The organism is Turicibacter faecis (assembly GCF_037076425.1).
Classification (GTDB): Bacteria; Bacillota_I; Bacilli_A; order MOL361; family Turicibacteraceae; genus Turicibacter; species Turicibacter faecis.
This window is the reverse complement of the sequence record NZ_AP028127.1, coordinates 2,092,380-2,106,499: the sequence shown is the minus strand read 5'-3', so window position 1 is coordinate 2,106,499 and position 14,120 is coordinate 2,092,380. Positions and strand designations below refer to the sequence as shown.

Here is a 14,120-nt window from a genome sequence, read left to right as displayed (position 1 = left end):
TGTGAAGAAAGATGAAGCCAAAATTCAGTGTATCGGATTTAAATTTATTTTATGGAAACTTTCAGGCCTTACATCAAATTAATATAGAAATTCCCTCAAACCAGGTAACGGCCCTAATTGGTCCTTCAGGTTGTGGGAAGTCAACCTTTTTAAGAACATTAAATCGAATGAACGATCTTGTAGACACGGCGAAAATTACTGGGGAGATTCAATTAGATGGAGAAAATATTTATTCAGATATTGATGTGATGAAGTTAAGAACGCGTGTGGGGATGGTTTTTCAAAAGCCAAACCCGTTTCCAATGAGTATTTATGATAATATTGCGTATGGTCCACGATGCCAAGGGGTTAAGGATAAAAATCGACTTGATGAAATCGTTGAGAAGTCTTTACGTGGGGCTGCGCTATGGGACGAGGTTAAGGATAGGCTAAACAAATCAGCAATGGGATTGTCTGGGGGACAACAACAACGTCTTTGCATCGCGCGAGCGATTGCAATGGAGCCAGAAGTAATTCTAATGGATGAGCCGACATCGGCGCTGGACCCGATTGCAACCAAAAAGGTAGAGGAGTTAATGGAACAATTAAAAGAGAAGTATACGATTGTTATTGTCACTCACTCTATGCAACAAGCGGCACGTATTTCAGATAAGACGGCATTTTTCCTGATGGGGGAACTAATTGAATTTGATGATACGAATAAAGTTTTTACAAATCCACAGGATAAGCGAACAGAAGATTATATTACTGGACGTTTTGGATAAGAGGGGGAATTTGGAATGAAAAAGACAAGACTTGAGACAGATTACGAGGTACTACTGCAAGAGGTGAATCAATTATCACAGTTGACTATTCAGGCTTATGAACAAACACTATTAGCTTTAAAGACATTAGACCTAGAAATCGCCCTGACGATTCTTAAAAAGGATCAAAAGATTGATAATTTATCAGAAGAAATCGTGGAAGAGGCCACGATTGTTATTATTCGTCAACAGCCTGTAGCCAGTGATTTACGAAAAATCTTAATGATTATGAGATTAGCGACTGAATATGAGAGAATTGCAGACTATACGAAAAATTTAGCAGAATACATTATTTTAATTAAACAAAAGGAATCATTAGAACATTACGAAAAAAATGTGGATAAACTTGTTTATATGATAGAATTGGTAATTAAAATGTTAACGCTCGTTATTGAAGGATTAAAAGAAGAAAATAAAACAAAAGTCAAGGAAGCGGCGGATTTAGATAAAAAGGTGGATGAGGTTTATAATGAGTTGATGGCTTCGTTGATTACTCATATTCAAGTGGTCGACGGAAAAGTATTCGGAACTGCGTATGCTATTTTAATCAATAAATATATTGAGCGTGCGGGGGACCATGTGACCAATATTGCTGAAGAAGTTTTATATGCGCTTAAGGGGCATCGTTACCATCTGAACTAAATAATGAAAGGCAGTTCAATTAAATTGAACTGCCTTTCATTATGGAGACGACGGAGATTTTCATCATAATATTTTGGCGAATATATAATAAAGGATTGTTTCATCTTAGAAAACTACGTGTCAAATATTCAACCTAAACACGGGGAGAGGTATTAGTAGATTAAATGTTTGCATCGGGGTTAAGGAGAATTTATCAGAAGGATGTTAAAGTTTATCAAGGAGGGGCTTTATTGACTTTAAATTATTTCACTTTATGTCATTTAGGAGAATATCCGGGAATTTTCTTGTTTACCGGTTCGACTTTGGAGGGACATCTACGGAGACATTAAATTCCTAAGGGGAGTTGATTGATGAGGAGTAAAGAGCACTTGAAACTCATCACGATAATAAAGGTTATCAGTGCGCTGTCTCTTTTCTTTTGAGGGGTTTGATTATACATGAAATAAAGAAAAATAAGTGAGAATAGATCAAATGCTAGCTGTAAAAAGTGTGTTTGTGAACGGATAAAGAGAGGCATTAAAGAGAGCGTCTCTAAGAGTAATCCTGATAGATAGAGTGCATTTATAAGGGCTGAGTATTTAATGTCTAATTTTCCGATAAACACGAGTTGAGCCCCAAAATAGCAAAGAATACTAATAAAGCTCCAAAAAATAAGCTGGTTAGGATAAAATATCCCGATAGTAAAAAATAAACTGAGGTAATAAGACAAATTCATAAAGAGTAGATAGAGAAGCACATGGGTTCCGGCTTGTAACCTATCTCTACTCAAATAAATAATCACGCAAACGGAAGTAATCCAAAATCCCCCACAATTAACAATGTCAGATAAACTCCAAAATGTATTTGGTGAAAATGGCCTCAGATAGGCAGTAAGAACTCCGATTAAAGCTCCGAGAATACAGTAAGTTATCAATTTCATCTAAAAGGAACTCCTTTTCTATTAAATGTATAACTAGTATAGCACCAAGTTGTGGATAAATCTTTACTTTATTTTTAGAAAAGTGCAACAAGTGCTCAGACATTGTTAATAATGTATGATATAATCAAAATTATTTTTAAACTAGAAAGTTAGGAGTCTTTTTATGTCATATCATGCCCTATATCGTGCTTACCGCCCACAAAAGTTTAGCGACGTTGTGGGGCAGAAGCATATTGTTAGAACGATTCAAAATGCTTTAAAACATAATCGATTATCACATGCTTATTTATTTTGCGGTCCACGGGGAACGGGAAAGACATCGATTGCGAAAGTTATTGCCAAGGCGGTCAATTGTATCCACTTTCCAACGGATGAACCTTGTAATGAGTGTGCAAATTGTCAGACGATTACGAATGGATCCAATGCTGACGTTTTTGAAATTGACGCCGCGAGTAACAATGGTGTGGATGAAATTCGTGAAATTAGAGACAAGGTGAAATATGCGCCGACAACGGGGCGTTATAAAGTATATATTATTGACGAAGTTCACATGCTATCCACAGGGGCATTTAATGCACTACTAAAGACGTTAGAGGAGCCTCCAAAACATGTCATCTTTATTTTAGCGACAACTGAACCACATAAAATTCCACCAACGATTATTTCACGATGCCAACGTTTTGATTTTAAACAAATCTCCATTCAAGAAATTACAGATCACTTGATTGAAATTACTAAACAGCAAAACATGGATTACGACGAAGAGGCTATTAAATTAATTGCCCAATTATCTGAGGGGGGAATGCGAGATGCCCTTAGTCTGTTAGACCAGGTTATTTCTTATTCGAATCAAAAGATTTTATTAGAAGATGTCCATGCGCTTAGCGGGACGATCTCTAATCATCAATTATTGCAACTTATTCACGCTATCTATGAACGTGATTTTTCGTCGGCGATTGACTTGATAAAAGAACTGATCGAGGTTGGAAAAGAACCAAGTCGTATTATTGATGGGATGATTATGGTTTATCGGGATATCCTTGTTTATCAAAAGTCACAAAAGAGTGTTTCAGACAGTTTAGTCAATCACTCTACGTTTACACAACTTGCAAATCAGTTGATTTCAACTCATATCGTAGAATACCTATTTAAATTAAATAAAATTCAGTCAGAATTGAAGTACTCTAATCATCCTGAACTGATTCTTGAAATTGGGCTACTTGGTTTAGCAGATGAGGAGCCTTCATCGGATGTAGATAACAAGAATGAATATCAGATTCAAATTGAAGAATTAAAAGCTGAGATTAAAACTTTAAAAAATTTAATTAAAAAGGTGGAATCAACCGGAGGTAGTGGATTAAGGGAACCGCGGATTAATAAAAATGAATCACAATTTAAGATGGACTTATTTAATAAATCAGAACCTATTGAAATTCATCTTCCAAAAGAACCGGATCCCATCATTTTACCTGAACATGTGCCACAAACGATGCTAACCATTGAGCGAGTTTTATCCAAAGCCACTCGGGAAGCAAGGGATCATGTGTTACAAAAGTGGACTCAACTAAATCCATTAATTATGCCAGAACACCGGGATGTCATTGTACTTTTAAAGGATGGTCACGTTGTTGCGGCATCCGAAGAAGGGTTTATTTTAACCTATAAGCATGAACCTGGCTGTAAGAGGTTGTTGAGGGAAGATAATAAGAAGGTGGCGGAGCAAATCGTCGCTTATCTTTTTGGACACCCCTATTCATTTAGTGTCATGCCAGAATCATTTTGGTTAGAACAAAGACAAAGCTATATTGAACAGAAAAAAAGCGGGATTGAGCCGAGCTTAAAACAATATAGTCAGGACCTAAAAAATGTGATAAATTATAATAATGAAGAACAAACTAAAGATGATAGCTTAGTAGATAACATGATTCAAATGTTTGGAGCCGATTTAGTTAATATAATTGATGGATAGGAGTAGTGAAGAGTATGAACCCAATGATGATGAAGAAAATTCAAAAAATGCAACGTGATATGATGAAGGCACAACAAGAGATTGAACAATCAGTGTTTACAGGAAGTGCAGCGGGTGGAATGGTGACGGTTGAAGCGACGGGAACAAAGCAAATTAATAAAATTAATATTAATCCATCTGTTGTTGATCCTGAAGATGTAGAGATGTTAGAAGATGTCATCTTATTAGCTTTAAATGATGCATTACGCCAAGTTGATGAGAAAACGGAATCAACAATGGGACAATTTACAAAAGGAATGAATATTCCTGGATTATTCTAAGGAGAAATCATGCAATATCCACAACCCATTACAAAATTAATTGAAAGTTTTAGTAAGTTACCTGGTATAGGAAATAAAACGGCTGAAAGATTAGCATTCCATGTCATTAGTACGATGAAAGAAGATGATGCGACAACTTTTGCGAAGGCCCTTATAGATAGCAAACGCCAACTATTTAAATGTTCTGTATGTGGCCATATTACAGACACAGATCCATGCATTATTTGCTCGGATACTCACCGCGATCGATCAGTTATTGCGGTCGTTCAGGATCCAAAAGATGTGATTGCCATCGAAAGAATGCGTGGATTTAAGGGTCTTTATCACGTATTAAATGGTGTACTGTCACCGTTAGATGGGATGGGTCCAGAAGACATTGGAATCCCGGCCCTTATAGAACGCCTAAAAGATGAAAGTGTTAAGGAATTGATTTTAGCGTTAAGTGCAACCCTAGAAGGTGATGCTACGTCACAGTATATCGCACGGTTATTAAAAAATACTGATGTCAAAGTAACACGTATTGCCCGTGGTCTTGAAATGGGACGTTCAATTGAATATGCAGATGAAGTAACGTTAATTCGAGCTTTAGAAGGTCGAAGGGAACTGTTTTAAGAAGAGTTGTCTCTCCATGATTAGAAATGAATGGTCACGGGGGACAACTCCTTTTTTATAGAGGTTCTTTGTCAAATAGTGTTGCTGATTAATTTGTAACCTGTTACAACGAAAATTCAAATCGAAATCCTAGTAGCTATGCTGCTAGGATTTTCGTTTTAGGCTTTGTTAGATTTTGAACCATGAGAATACGAGATTTAAAGTGATAGAAACTACGATATCCAAAGGCAATACGCTTAATGACCTTAATTTTATTATTAATTCCTTCGATGGGACCATTTGTGTAATGAGTTGAGAGTGTATTTTTAATATAGGATTGATAAGTTTTAAAGGTTTGGAAAGCCGTTTGAAACTCAGGAGAAACAAGCGGATGTTCCGTTTCGAGTAAATGATTAAATCGTTTTAAGTTTTTTGTCTGAAGAGCGAAAAGTAACTCTTGATATAAATCATAGGTTGCTTTTAATTCAGGAGATAAATCAAGTAGAAAGTTTAAGATATCAATTTCACGCATGGGTTGTTTAAAGCAGTAAACTGATCGATAAGTGGTGGTATTAAGTAAAGCGTGAGATTTTAAAAATAAGCGCCAATAACGTTTGAATTTACGACCATGCTTTTTGAACTTTTTCATGAATCGGATTCGAGTTTTGTTCAGTGTACGAGAGAGATGTTGAACGAGATGAAATTTATCAATGATAATTTGGGCATGAGGAAAAAGATCCTTAATGAGGCTGATGTAAGGAGCGTACATATCAATCACAATATTTTTTACTCGATGACGTGCTTCCTTTGTGTATCGTTTAAAATAAGCTTGAAGGGAGTTTAAACGACGATCTTCAACGATATCGATGATTTGTTTTGAGTCAGCATCGCAAAAAATAAAAGACATATGCCCCTCAGCAGACTTAACGGATTTAAATTCATCAAAACAGAGATTTTCAGGTAAATAATTAAGGTTTAAGGTTTGAGATTCATAAAAGCTATGGATGATTCGATTGACGGTTGAATGAGAGACCTGATGGCGACGTGCGATATCACATTCAGAAATTTTATTTTGGGCCTCTAAAGCAATGGCGTGTTTCGTATGATAAGAAATGTAACAGTTCTTTTCAACAATTGAAGTACTTAGTGTAAAAGTAGACTGGCAATGCCCACAATAATAACGCTGTTTTTTTAGGTCTAAGTAGGTATCGTGAAGAGAGACTTTTGGAATGACAATTCGAGAGGTTTTAAATCCATGCTTCTTAAATTTTGAATCAAATAGGGTTCCGCATTTTTGACAATGAGTCGGTTGATACGTAAGAATACCTTTAAAGATAAAGCTAGTAATTCCGTTCAATTTTACTTTCTCAAGATAATCTTTTGAAAATGTAATATTTTTATCTTTAATATTTAAAAGTTTTCTAGTGAAATATGAGTGAGACATCAAATCTTATCCTTTCAATATTGTTTTAGTCGATAACATTGTGACAGGATTGAGACTTGAGGTCTCTTTTTTTCATACTATAAAAGTGCTGCTTAATCAGCAACACTAAATATTATAGAACCTTTATAGATAAGTCATATATAGGACAGCGAATTTAATAATAAAACATAATACGAATCTTAACCGGAATCTAGATTCACCTAATGTGTATGTCTAACCTATAAATATCCTATGATATTGATGAAAGCCTCTTTGCATACAACCATGGAATAGTAAAGATATAAATGATCTAATGAAAAAAATAAATAGATAGGTTATATCACTCTTTAAGGAGACATAAAATGGACAATATGAAGGGAGGTGACTTGTTATAAGGTCAAAGGGCTTTATAACATACATATGAAAATTATGGGCTGGCTTATTAAACGATTTATCATAGGGGTATTTGCACTATATCTATTTAACATCGTCGGGGTATATTTTAGTGTATCTGTTCCTCTCAATTACATTACATCATTTATAACAGGAACACTCGGAATTCCAGGATTTATCTTAGTTTATGTTTTAACAAAAATTGTTTTAATTTGAGAGGTCGAAGACCTCTTTTTTTTACAACCAAAATTTGATTGTTCATATCTATCCATTATGATGGTATAATCAGTAGGTGAATTAAGGAGCATGGGGGATTTAGATAGTTATTCTTTTGACAACGATGAAAATTCAAAAAAAAATGTATAAAAAAGAATAATTATTTTTAAAACCACTTGAAAAAAGTATGACTATGGGGTAAAATATCTAACGGTACATTTTCTTTATTTTCACAAGAAAATTCGAGCCCCAGCGAATTTTCAATATGAAAAATAATTATAGCGAAAGAAGTAGGAGGCAGGACAATGCGTACAACATTTATGCAAAAATCTCATGAAGTAGATCGTAAATGGTATGTTGTTGACGCTGCAGATAAAACTTTAGGGCGTTTATCTACAGAAGTTGCAACACTTTTACGTGGAAAACATAAACCAACATTCACACCACATGTAGACTGTGGAGATTATGTAATCATCATCAATGCTGATAAAATCACATTATCAGGAAATAAATTAGAAAACAAATTATACTACCGTCATTCAGGATATCAAGGTGGATTAACAGTGCGTACTGCAAAAGAAATGCGCGAGAAAACACCTGAGCGTATGTTAGAATTATCTGTAAAAGGTATGTTACCAAAAGGACGTTTAGGACGTGCAATGGGTAAAAAATTATTTGTTTATGCTGGATCTGAGCATCCACATGCAGCACAAAAACCTGAAGTTTACGAACTTCGTGGATAATCAAGAGGGAGGTAACACTATATGACAGTACAATACTTAGGAACTGGTCGTCGTAAAAGTTCAGTTGCACGTGTACGTTTAGTACCTGGAACTGGTAAAGTAATTATCAACGGTCGCGAATTTGAAGATTATATTCCTTCTGCAGCAACTCGTTTAGATATCATGCAACCATTAACATTAACTGAAACTACTAATCAATATGATGTTTTAGTAAATGTTAACGGTGGAGGATTAACAGGACAAGCAGGAGCTATCCGTTTAGGGATTTCACGTGCATTATTACAAGTTGATGCTGAATACCGTGGAACATTAAAACCAATCGGATTATTAACTCGTGATTCACGCGCTAAAGAACGTAAAAAATACGGACTTAAAGCAGCTCGTCGTGCACCACAGTTCTCAAAACGTTAATTATTATTATATTTATTGGAGTCACTTCATGTGGCTCCTTTTTTAATATAGAGTGTTACTAAAAGTCTAAGTGGATATCCTAAATAAAAAGCAGTATATGTCATATCTTCTGCTCCTATGCTTATATCGTATCGAGGAGACCGATATAGATCCGTAAGAGATAAAGAATAGATGATATGATGAGTTTACGCAGATGAAATTTAAAAGAAGAAAGAGCATTGGAAAAAAAGATACAGGTATTTTTTTTAGTTAGTAGATTTAGTTTTAAACAGCGGTTGTTTTTCTTTTACCAGCACCTTTAATAGTGCATAAAAGTCTTTCTATTGTTCCTATACCTTAAGGACTCCAAAAGGTTAAAATAAATGCCCGCAGTACCCATTTATAGAAGCATGTAAAGATTTATCAGTAGTCATATTTCTAGTTAATAAAAAAATATAAATCTTTCTATGGAATTGGAATAAATTATAGATTAGGGGGGGGCGTACCATTTTATAGGAGAAAGTAAATGTTTAAAAAATGTATCTAATAGCTATCTAGAGACAAAATGAAAAGATTAACTATTAAAAACTTTTAACTACTTAATCCAATAACTGTGATAAAGTGTTTTATAACGCAACGGGAGGATTATGGTGGGATTAAATAGATTTTTATGTAAAAGGAGGCGAAGGGATAAGAGTGATAATTAGAGTGTTAGATCGTCATTTTAAAAAATAAGTAGGAGAGATGAGAAAGCGAATTTATAATCAACGCTAATCTAACCAATAGTTGTTGATTAGGGGGAGGAAGGTTGTTTAATAATAACAATAAAAGTTGTTGACATGACTTGTTTTAAATGTTATTATTATTGAGTCGCAAAAACTGTGATAAAAAATAAGCAAAAAATGTTTGACCTAATAAGTTAAACATGATATACTAAAAAAGTCGCCAAAAGGGCGATGGAAAAGAAAACAAAAAAAGTTAAAAAGTGTTTGACAGAAACGGTTGAACATGATAAACTAGAAAAGTCGCCAAGAGAGGCAGACAAGAAATCTTACAAAAAAGATAAAAAATGTTTGACAGAAAAAGTCGAATGTGGTAAGATAAAGAAGTCGCCAAAAGGCGAGAGAAGTTCTTTGAAAACTAAACAGAACGTCAAGAATCATGAGCGAAAGAAATTTCGCAAGCTAAGGAAACAAACAATTATGGAGAGTTTGATCCTGGCTCAGGATGAACGCTGGCGGCGTGCCTAATACATGCAAGTCGAGCGAACCACTTCGGTGGGAAGCGGCGAACGGGTGAGTAACACGTAGGTGATCTGCCCATCAGACGGGGACAACGATTGGAAACGATCGCTAATACCGGATAGGACGAAAGTTTAAAGATGCTCCTGGCATCACTGATGGATGAGCCTGCGGCGCATTAGCTAGTTGGTGGGGTAAAGGCCTACCAAGGCGACGATGCGTAGCCGACCTGAGAGGGTGAACGGCCACACTGGGACTGAGACACGGCCCAGACTCCTACGGGAGGCAGCAGTAGGGAATCTTCGGCAATGGGCGAAAGCCTGACCGAGCAACGCCGCGTGAATGAAGAAAGCCTTCGGGTTGTAAAATTCTGTTATAAGGGAAGAAAGGTGATAGGAGGAAATGACTATCAATTGACGGTACCTTATGAGAAAGCCACGGCTAACTACGTGCCAGCAGCCGCGGTAATACGTAGGTGGCAAGCGTTATCCGGAATTATTGGGCGTAAAGAGCGCGCAGGTGGTTAATTAAGTCTGATGTGAAAGCCCACGGCTTAACCGTGGAGGGTCATTGGAAACTGGTTGACTTGAGTGCAGAAGAGGGAAGTGGAATTCCATGTGTAGCGGTGAAATGCGTAGAGATATGGAGGAACACCAGTGGCGAAGGCGGCTTCCTGGTCTGCAACTGACACTGAGGCGCGAAAGCGTGGGGAGCAAACAGGATTAGATACCCTGGTAGTCCACGCCGTAAACGATGAGTGCTAAGTGTTGGGGGTCGAACCTCAGTGCTGAAGTTAACGCATTAAGCACTCCGCCTGGGGAGTACGGTCGCAAGACTGAAACTCAAAGGAATTGACGGGGACCCGCACAAGCGGTGGAGCATGTGGTTTAATTCGAAGCAACGCGAAGAACCTTACCAGGTCTTGACATACCATTGACGCCTCTAGAGATAGAGGGTTTCCTTCGGGGACAATGGATACAGGTGGTGCATGGTTGTCGTCAGCTCGTGTCGTGAGATGTTGGGTTAAGTCCCGCAACGAGCGCAACCCCTGTCGTTAGTTGCCAGCAGTAAGATGGGGACTCTAACGAGACTGCCAGTGACAAACTGGAGGAAGGTGGGGATGACGTCAAATCATCATGCCCCTTATGACCTGGGCTACACACGTGCTACAATGGTTGGTACAAAGAGAAGCGAAGCGGTGACGTGGAGCAAACCTCATAAAGCCAATCTCAGTTCGGATTGTAGGCTGCAACTCGCCTACATGAAGTTGGAATCGCTAGTAATCGCGAATCAGAATGTCGCGGTGAATACGTTCCCGGGTCTTGTACACACCGCCCGTCACACCACGAGAGTTTACAACACCCGAAGTCAGTGGCCTAACCGCAAGGAGGGAGCTGCCTAAGGTGGGGTAGATGATTGGGGTGAAGTCGTAACAAGGTATCCCTACCGGAAGGTGGGGATGGATCACCTCCTTTCTATGGAGAAAGAGACGTTCTGTTTAGTTTTGGGAGAATTTCGATTTTCCTAGAATTGATCTTTGAAAACTAGATATCTTCTGAAGAAGAAAAGTTAAGTAATAAAGGGCGCACGGAGGATGCCTAGGCACTAGGAGTCGAAGAAGGACGCGACAAACGGCGAAACGCCTCGGGGAGCTGTAAGTAAGCAAAGAGCCGGGGATATCCGAATGGGGAAACCCGCTAGTGGTCATACGCTAGCACCGTATGGTGAATCAATAGCCATAGAGGAGACAGACCCAGGGAACTGAAACATCTAAGTACCTGGAGGAAAAGAAAGAAACATCGATTCCCCAAGTAGCGGCGAGCGAACAGGGAGGAGCCCAAACCGGAGTAATCCGGGGTAGAAGGACCTTCAGAAATGACTGAACATGATAGCCGAATGGTCTGGGAAGGCCAACCGGAGGGGGTGAGAGTCCCGTAGGTGAAATTGTGTGAAGCAGGGAAGGGATCCTGAGTACGGCGGGACACGAGAAATCCCGTCGGAAGCAACGAGGACCATCTCGTAAGGCTAAATACTACCTAGTGACCGATAGTGAACCAGTACCGTGAGGGAAAGGTGAAAAGAACCCCGGAAGGGGAGTGAAAGAGAACCTGAAACCGTGTGCCTACAACTAGTCAGAGCCCGTTAAAGGGTGATGGCGTGCCTTTTGTAGAATGAACCGGCGAGTTACGATATCGTGCAAGGTTAAGTTGAAGAGACGGAGCCGAAGCGAAAGCGAGTCTGAATAGGGCGAGGAGTACGATGTTGTAGACCCGAAACCGTGTGAGCTAGCCATGAGCAGGCTGAAGGTCAGGTAACACTGACTGGAGGGCCGAACCAGGGCACGTTGAAAAGTGCTTGGATGACTTGTGGCTAGGGGTGAAATTCCAATCGAACACGGATATAGCTGGTTCTCTCCGAAATAGCTTTAGGGCTAGCCTCGATAAGAGTCTACTGGAGGTAGAGCACTGAATGGGTGACTGCCCCCACCTCGGGGTACTGATCTCAATCAAACTCCGAATGCCAGATAGATATGATCGGGAGTCAGACTGTGGGTGATAAGGTCCATGGTCAAAAGGGAAAGAGCCCAGACCGCCAGCTAAGGCCCCCAAGTGTCCGTTAAGTGGAAAAGGATGTGGAGATGCACAGACAACTAGGAGGTTGGCTTAGAAGCAGCCATCCTTTAAAGAGTGCGTAATAGCTCACTAGTCGAGTGACTCTGCGCCGAAAATGTACCGGGGCTAAACGGACCGCCGAAGCTGCGGATTGACACGAAGTGTCAGTGGTAGGAGAGCGTTCTAACAGCGGAGAAGCAGTACCGGAAGGAGCTGTGGAGCGGTTAGAAGTGAGAATGCCGGTGTGAGTAGCGAAAGATAGGTGAGAATCCTATCCATCGAAAGCCTAAGGTTTCCAGGGGAAGGCTCGTCCGCCCTGGGTAAGTCGGGACCTAAGGTGAGGCCGAAAGGCGTAGCCGATGGACAACAGGTAGAGATTCCTGTACCACTTAATAAACTGAAGGAGTGACGGAGAAGGCTAAGTTGAGCGTGTGAATGGATTCACGTGTAAGCAGTGAGGTGGTCATGTAGGCAAATCCGCATGGCGAAACATTGAGCTGTGATGCCGAAAGCCCGAAAGGGTGAAGTCAGCTGATGTCACGCTTCCAAGAAAAGCTTCTAGGGATAATTTATTAGGTGCCCGTACCGATAACCGACACAGGTAGGCGAGGAGAGAATCCTAAGATGAGCGAGAGAACTCTTGTTAAGGAACTCGGCAAAATGACCCCGTAACTTCGGGAGAAGGGGTGCTTGTGAAAGCAAGCCGCAGTGAAAAGGCCCAGGCGACTGTTTATCAAAAACACAGGTCTCTGCTAAACCGCAAGGTGATGTATAGGGGCTGACGCCTGCCCGGTGCTGGAAGGTTAAGAGGAGAGGTTAGCGCAAGCGAAGCTTTGAATTGAAGCCCCAGTAAACGGCGGCCGTAACTATAACGGTCCTAAGGTAGCGAAATTCCTTGTCGGGTAAGTTCCGACCCGCACGAAAGGCGTAACGATCTGGGCGCTGTCTCAACAAGAGACTCGGTGAAATCATAGTACCTGTGAAGATGCAGGTTACCCGCGACAGGACGGAAAGACCCCGTGGAGCTTTACTGTAGCTTGATATTGAGCACTGGTGACACATGTACAGGATAGGTAGGAGACGAAGAGACCAGGACGCCAGTCTTGGAGGAGTCGCTGTTGGGATACTACCCTTGTGTTACTGGGGTTCTAACCCGTGGCCATGAGCTGGTCAGGGGACAGTGTCAGGTGGGCAGTTTGACTGGGGCGGTCGCCTCCCAAAGAGTAACGGAGGCGCCCAAAGGTTCCCTCAGAATGGTTGGAAATCATTCGAAGAGTGTAAAGGCAGAAGGGAGCTTGACTGCGAGACCAACAAGTCGAGCAGGGACGAAAGTCGGGCTTAGTGATCCGGCGGTACCGAATGGAAGGGCCGTCGCTCAACGGATAAAAGCTACCCCGGGGATAACAGGCTGATCTCCCCCAAGAGTTCACATCGACGGGGAGGTTTGGCACCTCGATGTCGGCTCATCGCATCCTGGGGCTGTAGTCGGTCCCAAGGGTTGGGCTGTTCGCCCATTAAAGCGGTACGCGAGCTGGGTTCAGAACGTCGTGAGACAGTTCGGTCCCTATCCGTCGTGGGCGTAGGAAATTTGAGAGGAGCTGTCCTTAGTACGAGAGGACCGGGATGGACACACCGCTGGTGTACCAGTTGTTCTGCCAGGAGCATAGCTGGGTAGCTACGTGTGGAAGGGATAAACGCTGAAAGCATCTAAGCGTGAAGCCCCCCTCAAGATGAGATTTCCCATTCGAAAGAAGTAAGATCCCTTGAAGACGACGAGGTAGATAGGTCAGGAGTGGAAGTTTGGTGACAGATGAAGCGGACTGATACTAATCGATCGAGGACTTAACTAAATAGGAAA

At 40.3% G+C, this 14,120-nt stretch carries 10 protein-coding genes and 2 rRNA genes; 10 read left to right on the top strand and 2 right to left on the bottom strand.

Annotation, left to right across the window (positions count from 1 at the left end; translation table 11 throughout):
- The first annotated feature begins 11 nt into the window (after window positions 1-11).
- Entirely contained in the window at window positions 12-764 is a 753-nt protein-coding gene (gene pstB / locus AACH31_RS10300) for a phosphate ABC transporter ATP-binding protein PstB (RefSeq protein ID WP_161832375.1), read from the top strand.
- 15 nt (window positions 765-779) lie between these two features.
- Window positions 780-1,445, top strand: coding sequence for a phosphate signaling complex protein PhoU (gene phoU, locus AACH31_RS10295; protein ID WP_161832374.1), 666 nt, complete (start codon window positions 780-782; stop codon window positions 1,443-1,445).
- 325 nt (window positions 1,446-1,770) lie between these two features.
- Here phoU and AACH31_RS10290 read toward each other — a convergent pair whose 3' ends face one another.
- A complete protein-coding gene (locus AACH31_RS10290; protein ID WP_161832373.1) occupies window positions 1,771-2,364 on the bottom strand; it encodes a hypothetical protein in 594 nt (197 codons plus the stop codon).
- Window positions 2,365-2,527: 163 nt separating this feature from the next.
- On the opposite strand from AACH31_RS10290, the gene dnaX reads away from it, so the two are divergent.
- From dnaX to recR, 3 genes are read left to right on the top strand one after another with little or no spacing between them, the layout of a single operon-like run.
- Window positions 2,528-4,333 carry a DNA polymerase III subunit gamma/tau gene (dnaX, locus tag AACH31_RS10285; RefSeq protein WP_161832372.1) on the top strand — a complete coding sequence of 602 codons (1,806 nt, stop codon included), beginning with the start codon at window positions 2,528-2,530 and terminating at the stop codon, window positions 4,331-4,333.
- A gap of 14 nt (window positions 4,334-4,347) precedes the next feature.
- Entirely contained in the window at window positions 4,348-4,653 is a 306-nt protein-coding gene (locus AACH31_RS10280; protein WP_161832371.1) for a YbaB/EbfC family nucleoid-associated protein, read from the top strand.
- Window positions 4,654-4,662: 9 nt separating this feature from the next.
- On the top strand, window positions 4,663-5,265 hold the full coding sequence (gene recR / locus AACH31_RS10275; RefSeq protein ID WP_161832370.1) for a recombination mediator RecR: 603 nt from the start codon (window positions 4,663-4,665) through the stop codon (window positions 5,263-5,265).
- 136 nt (window positions 5,266-5,401) lie between these two features.
- On the opposite strand, the gene AACH31_RS10270 is transcribed toward recR, so the two are convergent.
- The gene (locus AACH31_RS10270; RefSeq protein WP_338617587.1) at window positions 5,402-6,688 is read right to left on the bottom strand and encodes an ISL3 family transposase; all 1,287 of its coding nucleotides are present in this window, start codon (window positions 6,686-6,688) and stop codon (window positions 5,402-5,404) included.
- A gap of 360 nt (window positions 6,689-7,048) precedes the next feature.
- Between AACH31_RS10270 and AACH31_RS11810 the strand changes: the two genes are divergently transcribed.
- The 5 genes from AACH31_RS11810 to AACH31_RS10250 all read left to right on the top strand — a co-directional run bounded on the left by AACH31_RS11810 (window position 7,049) and on the right by AACH31_RS10250 (window position 14,112).
- Window positions 7,049-7,276, top strand: a complete 228-nt coding sequence (locus AACH31_RS11810) for a pro-sigmaK processing inhibitor BofA family protein (protein ID WP_411040343.1) — start codon at window positions 7,049-7,051, stop codon at window positions 7,274-7,276.
- A gap of 305 nt (window positions 7,277-7,581) precedes the next feature.
- Entirely contained in the window at window positions 7,582-8,019 is a 438-nt protein-coding gene (rplM, locus tag AACH31_RS10265; RefSeq protein WP_161832930.1) for a 50S ribosomal protein L13, read from the top strand.
- A gap of 21 nt (window positions 8,020-8,040) precedes the next feature.
- The gene (rpsI, locus tag AACH31_RS10260; protein WP_055244296.1) at window positions 8,041-8,430 is read left to right on the top strand and encodes a 30S ribosomal protein S9; all 390 of its coding nucleotides are present in this window, start codon (window positions 8,041-8,043) and stop codon (window positions 8,428-8,430) included.
- Window positions 8,431-9,608: 1,178 nt separating this feature from the next.
- A 16S ribosomal RNA gene (locus AACH31_RS10255) occupies window positions 9,609-11,125 on the top strand.
- Between the two features lie 92 nt (window positions 11,126-11,217).
- A 23S ribosomal RNA gene (locus AACH31_RS10250) occupies window positions 11,218-14,112 on the top strand.
- The 16S and 23S rRNA genes sit together here, the layout of an rRNA operon.
- Window positions 14,113-14,120 lie beyond the last annotated feature (8 nt).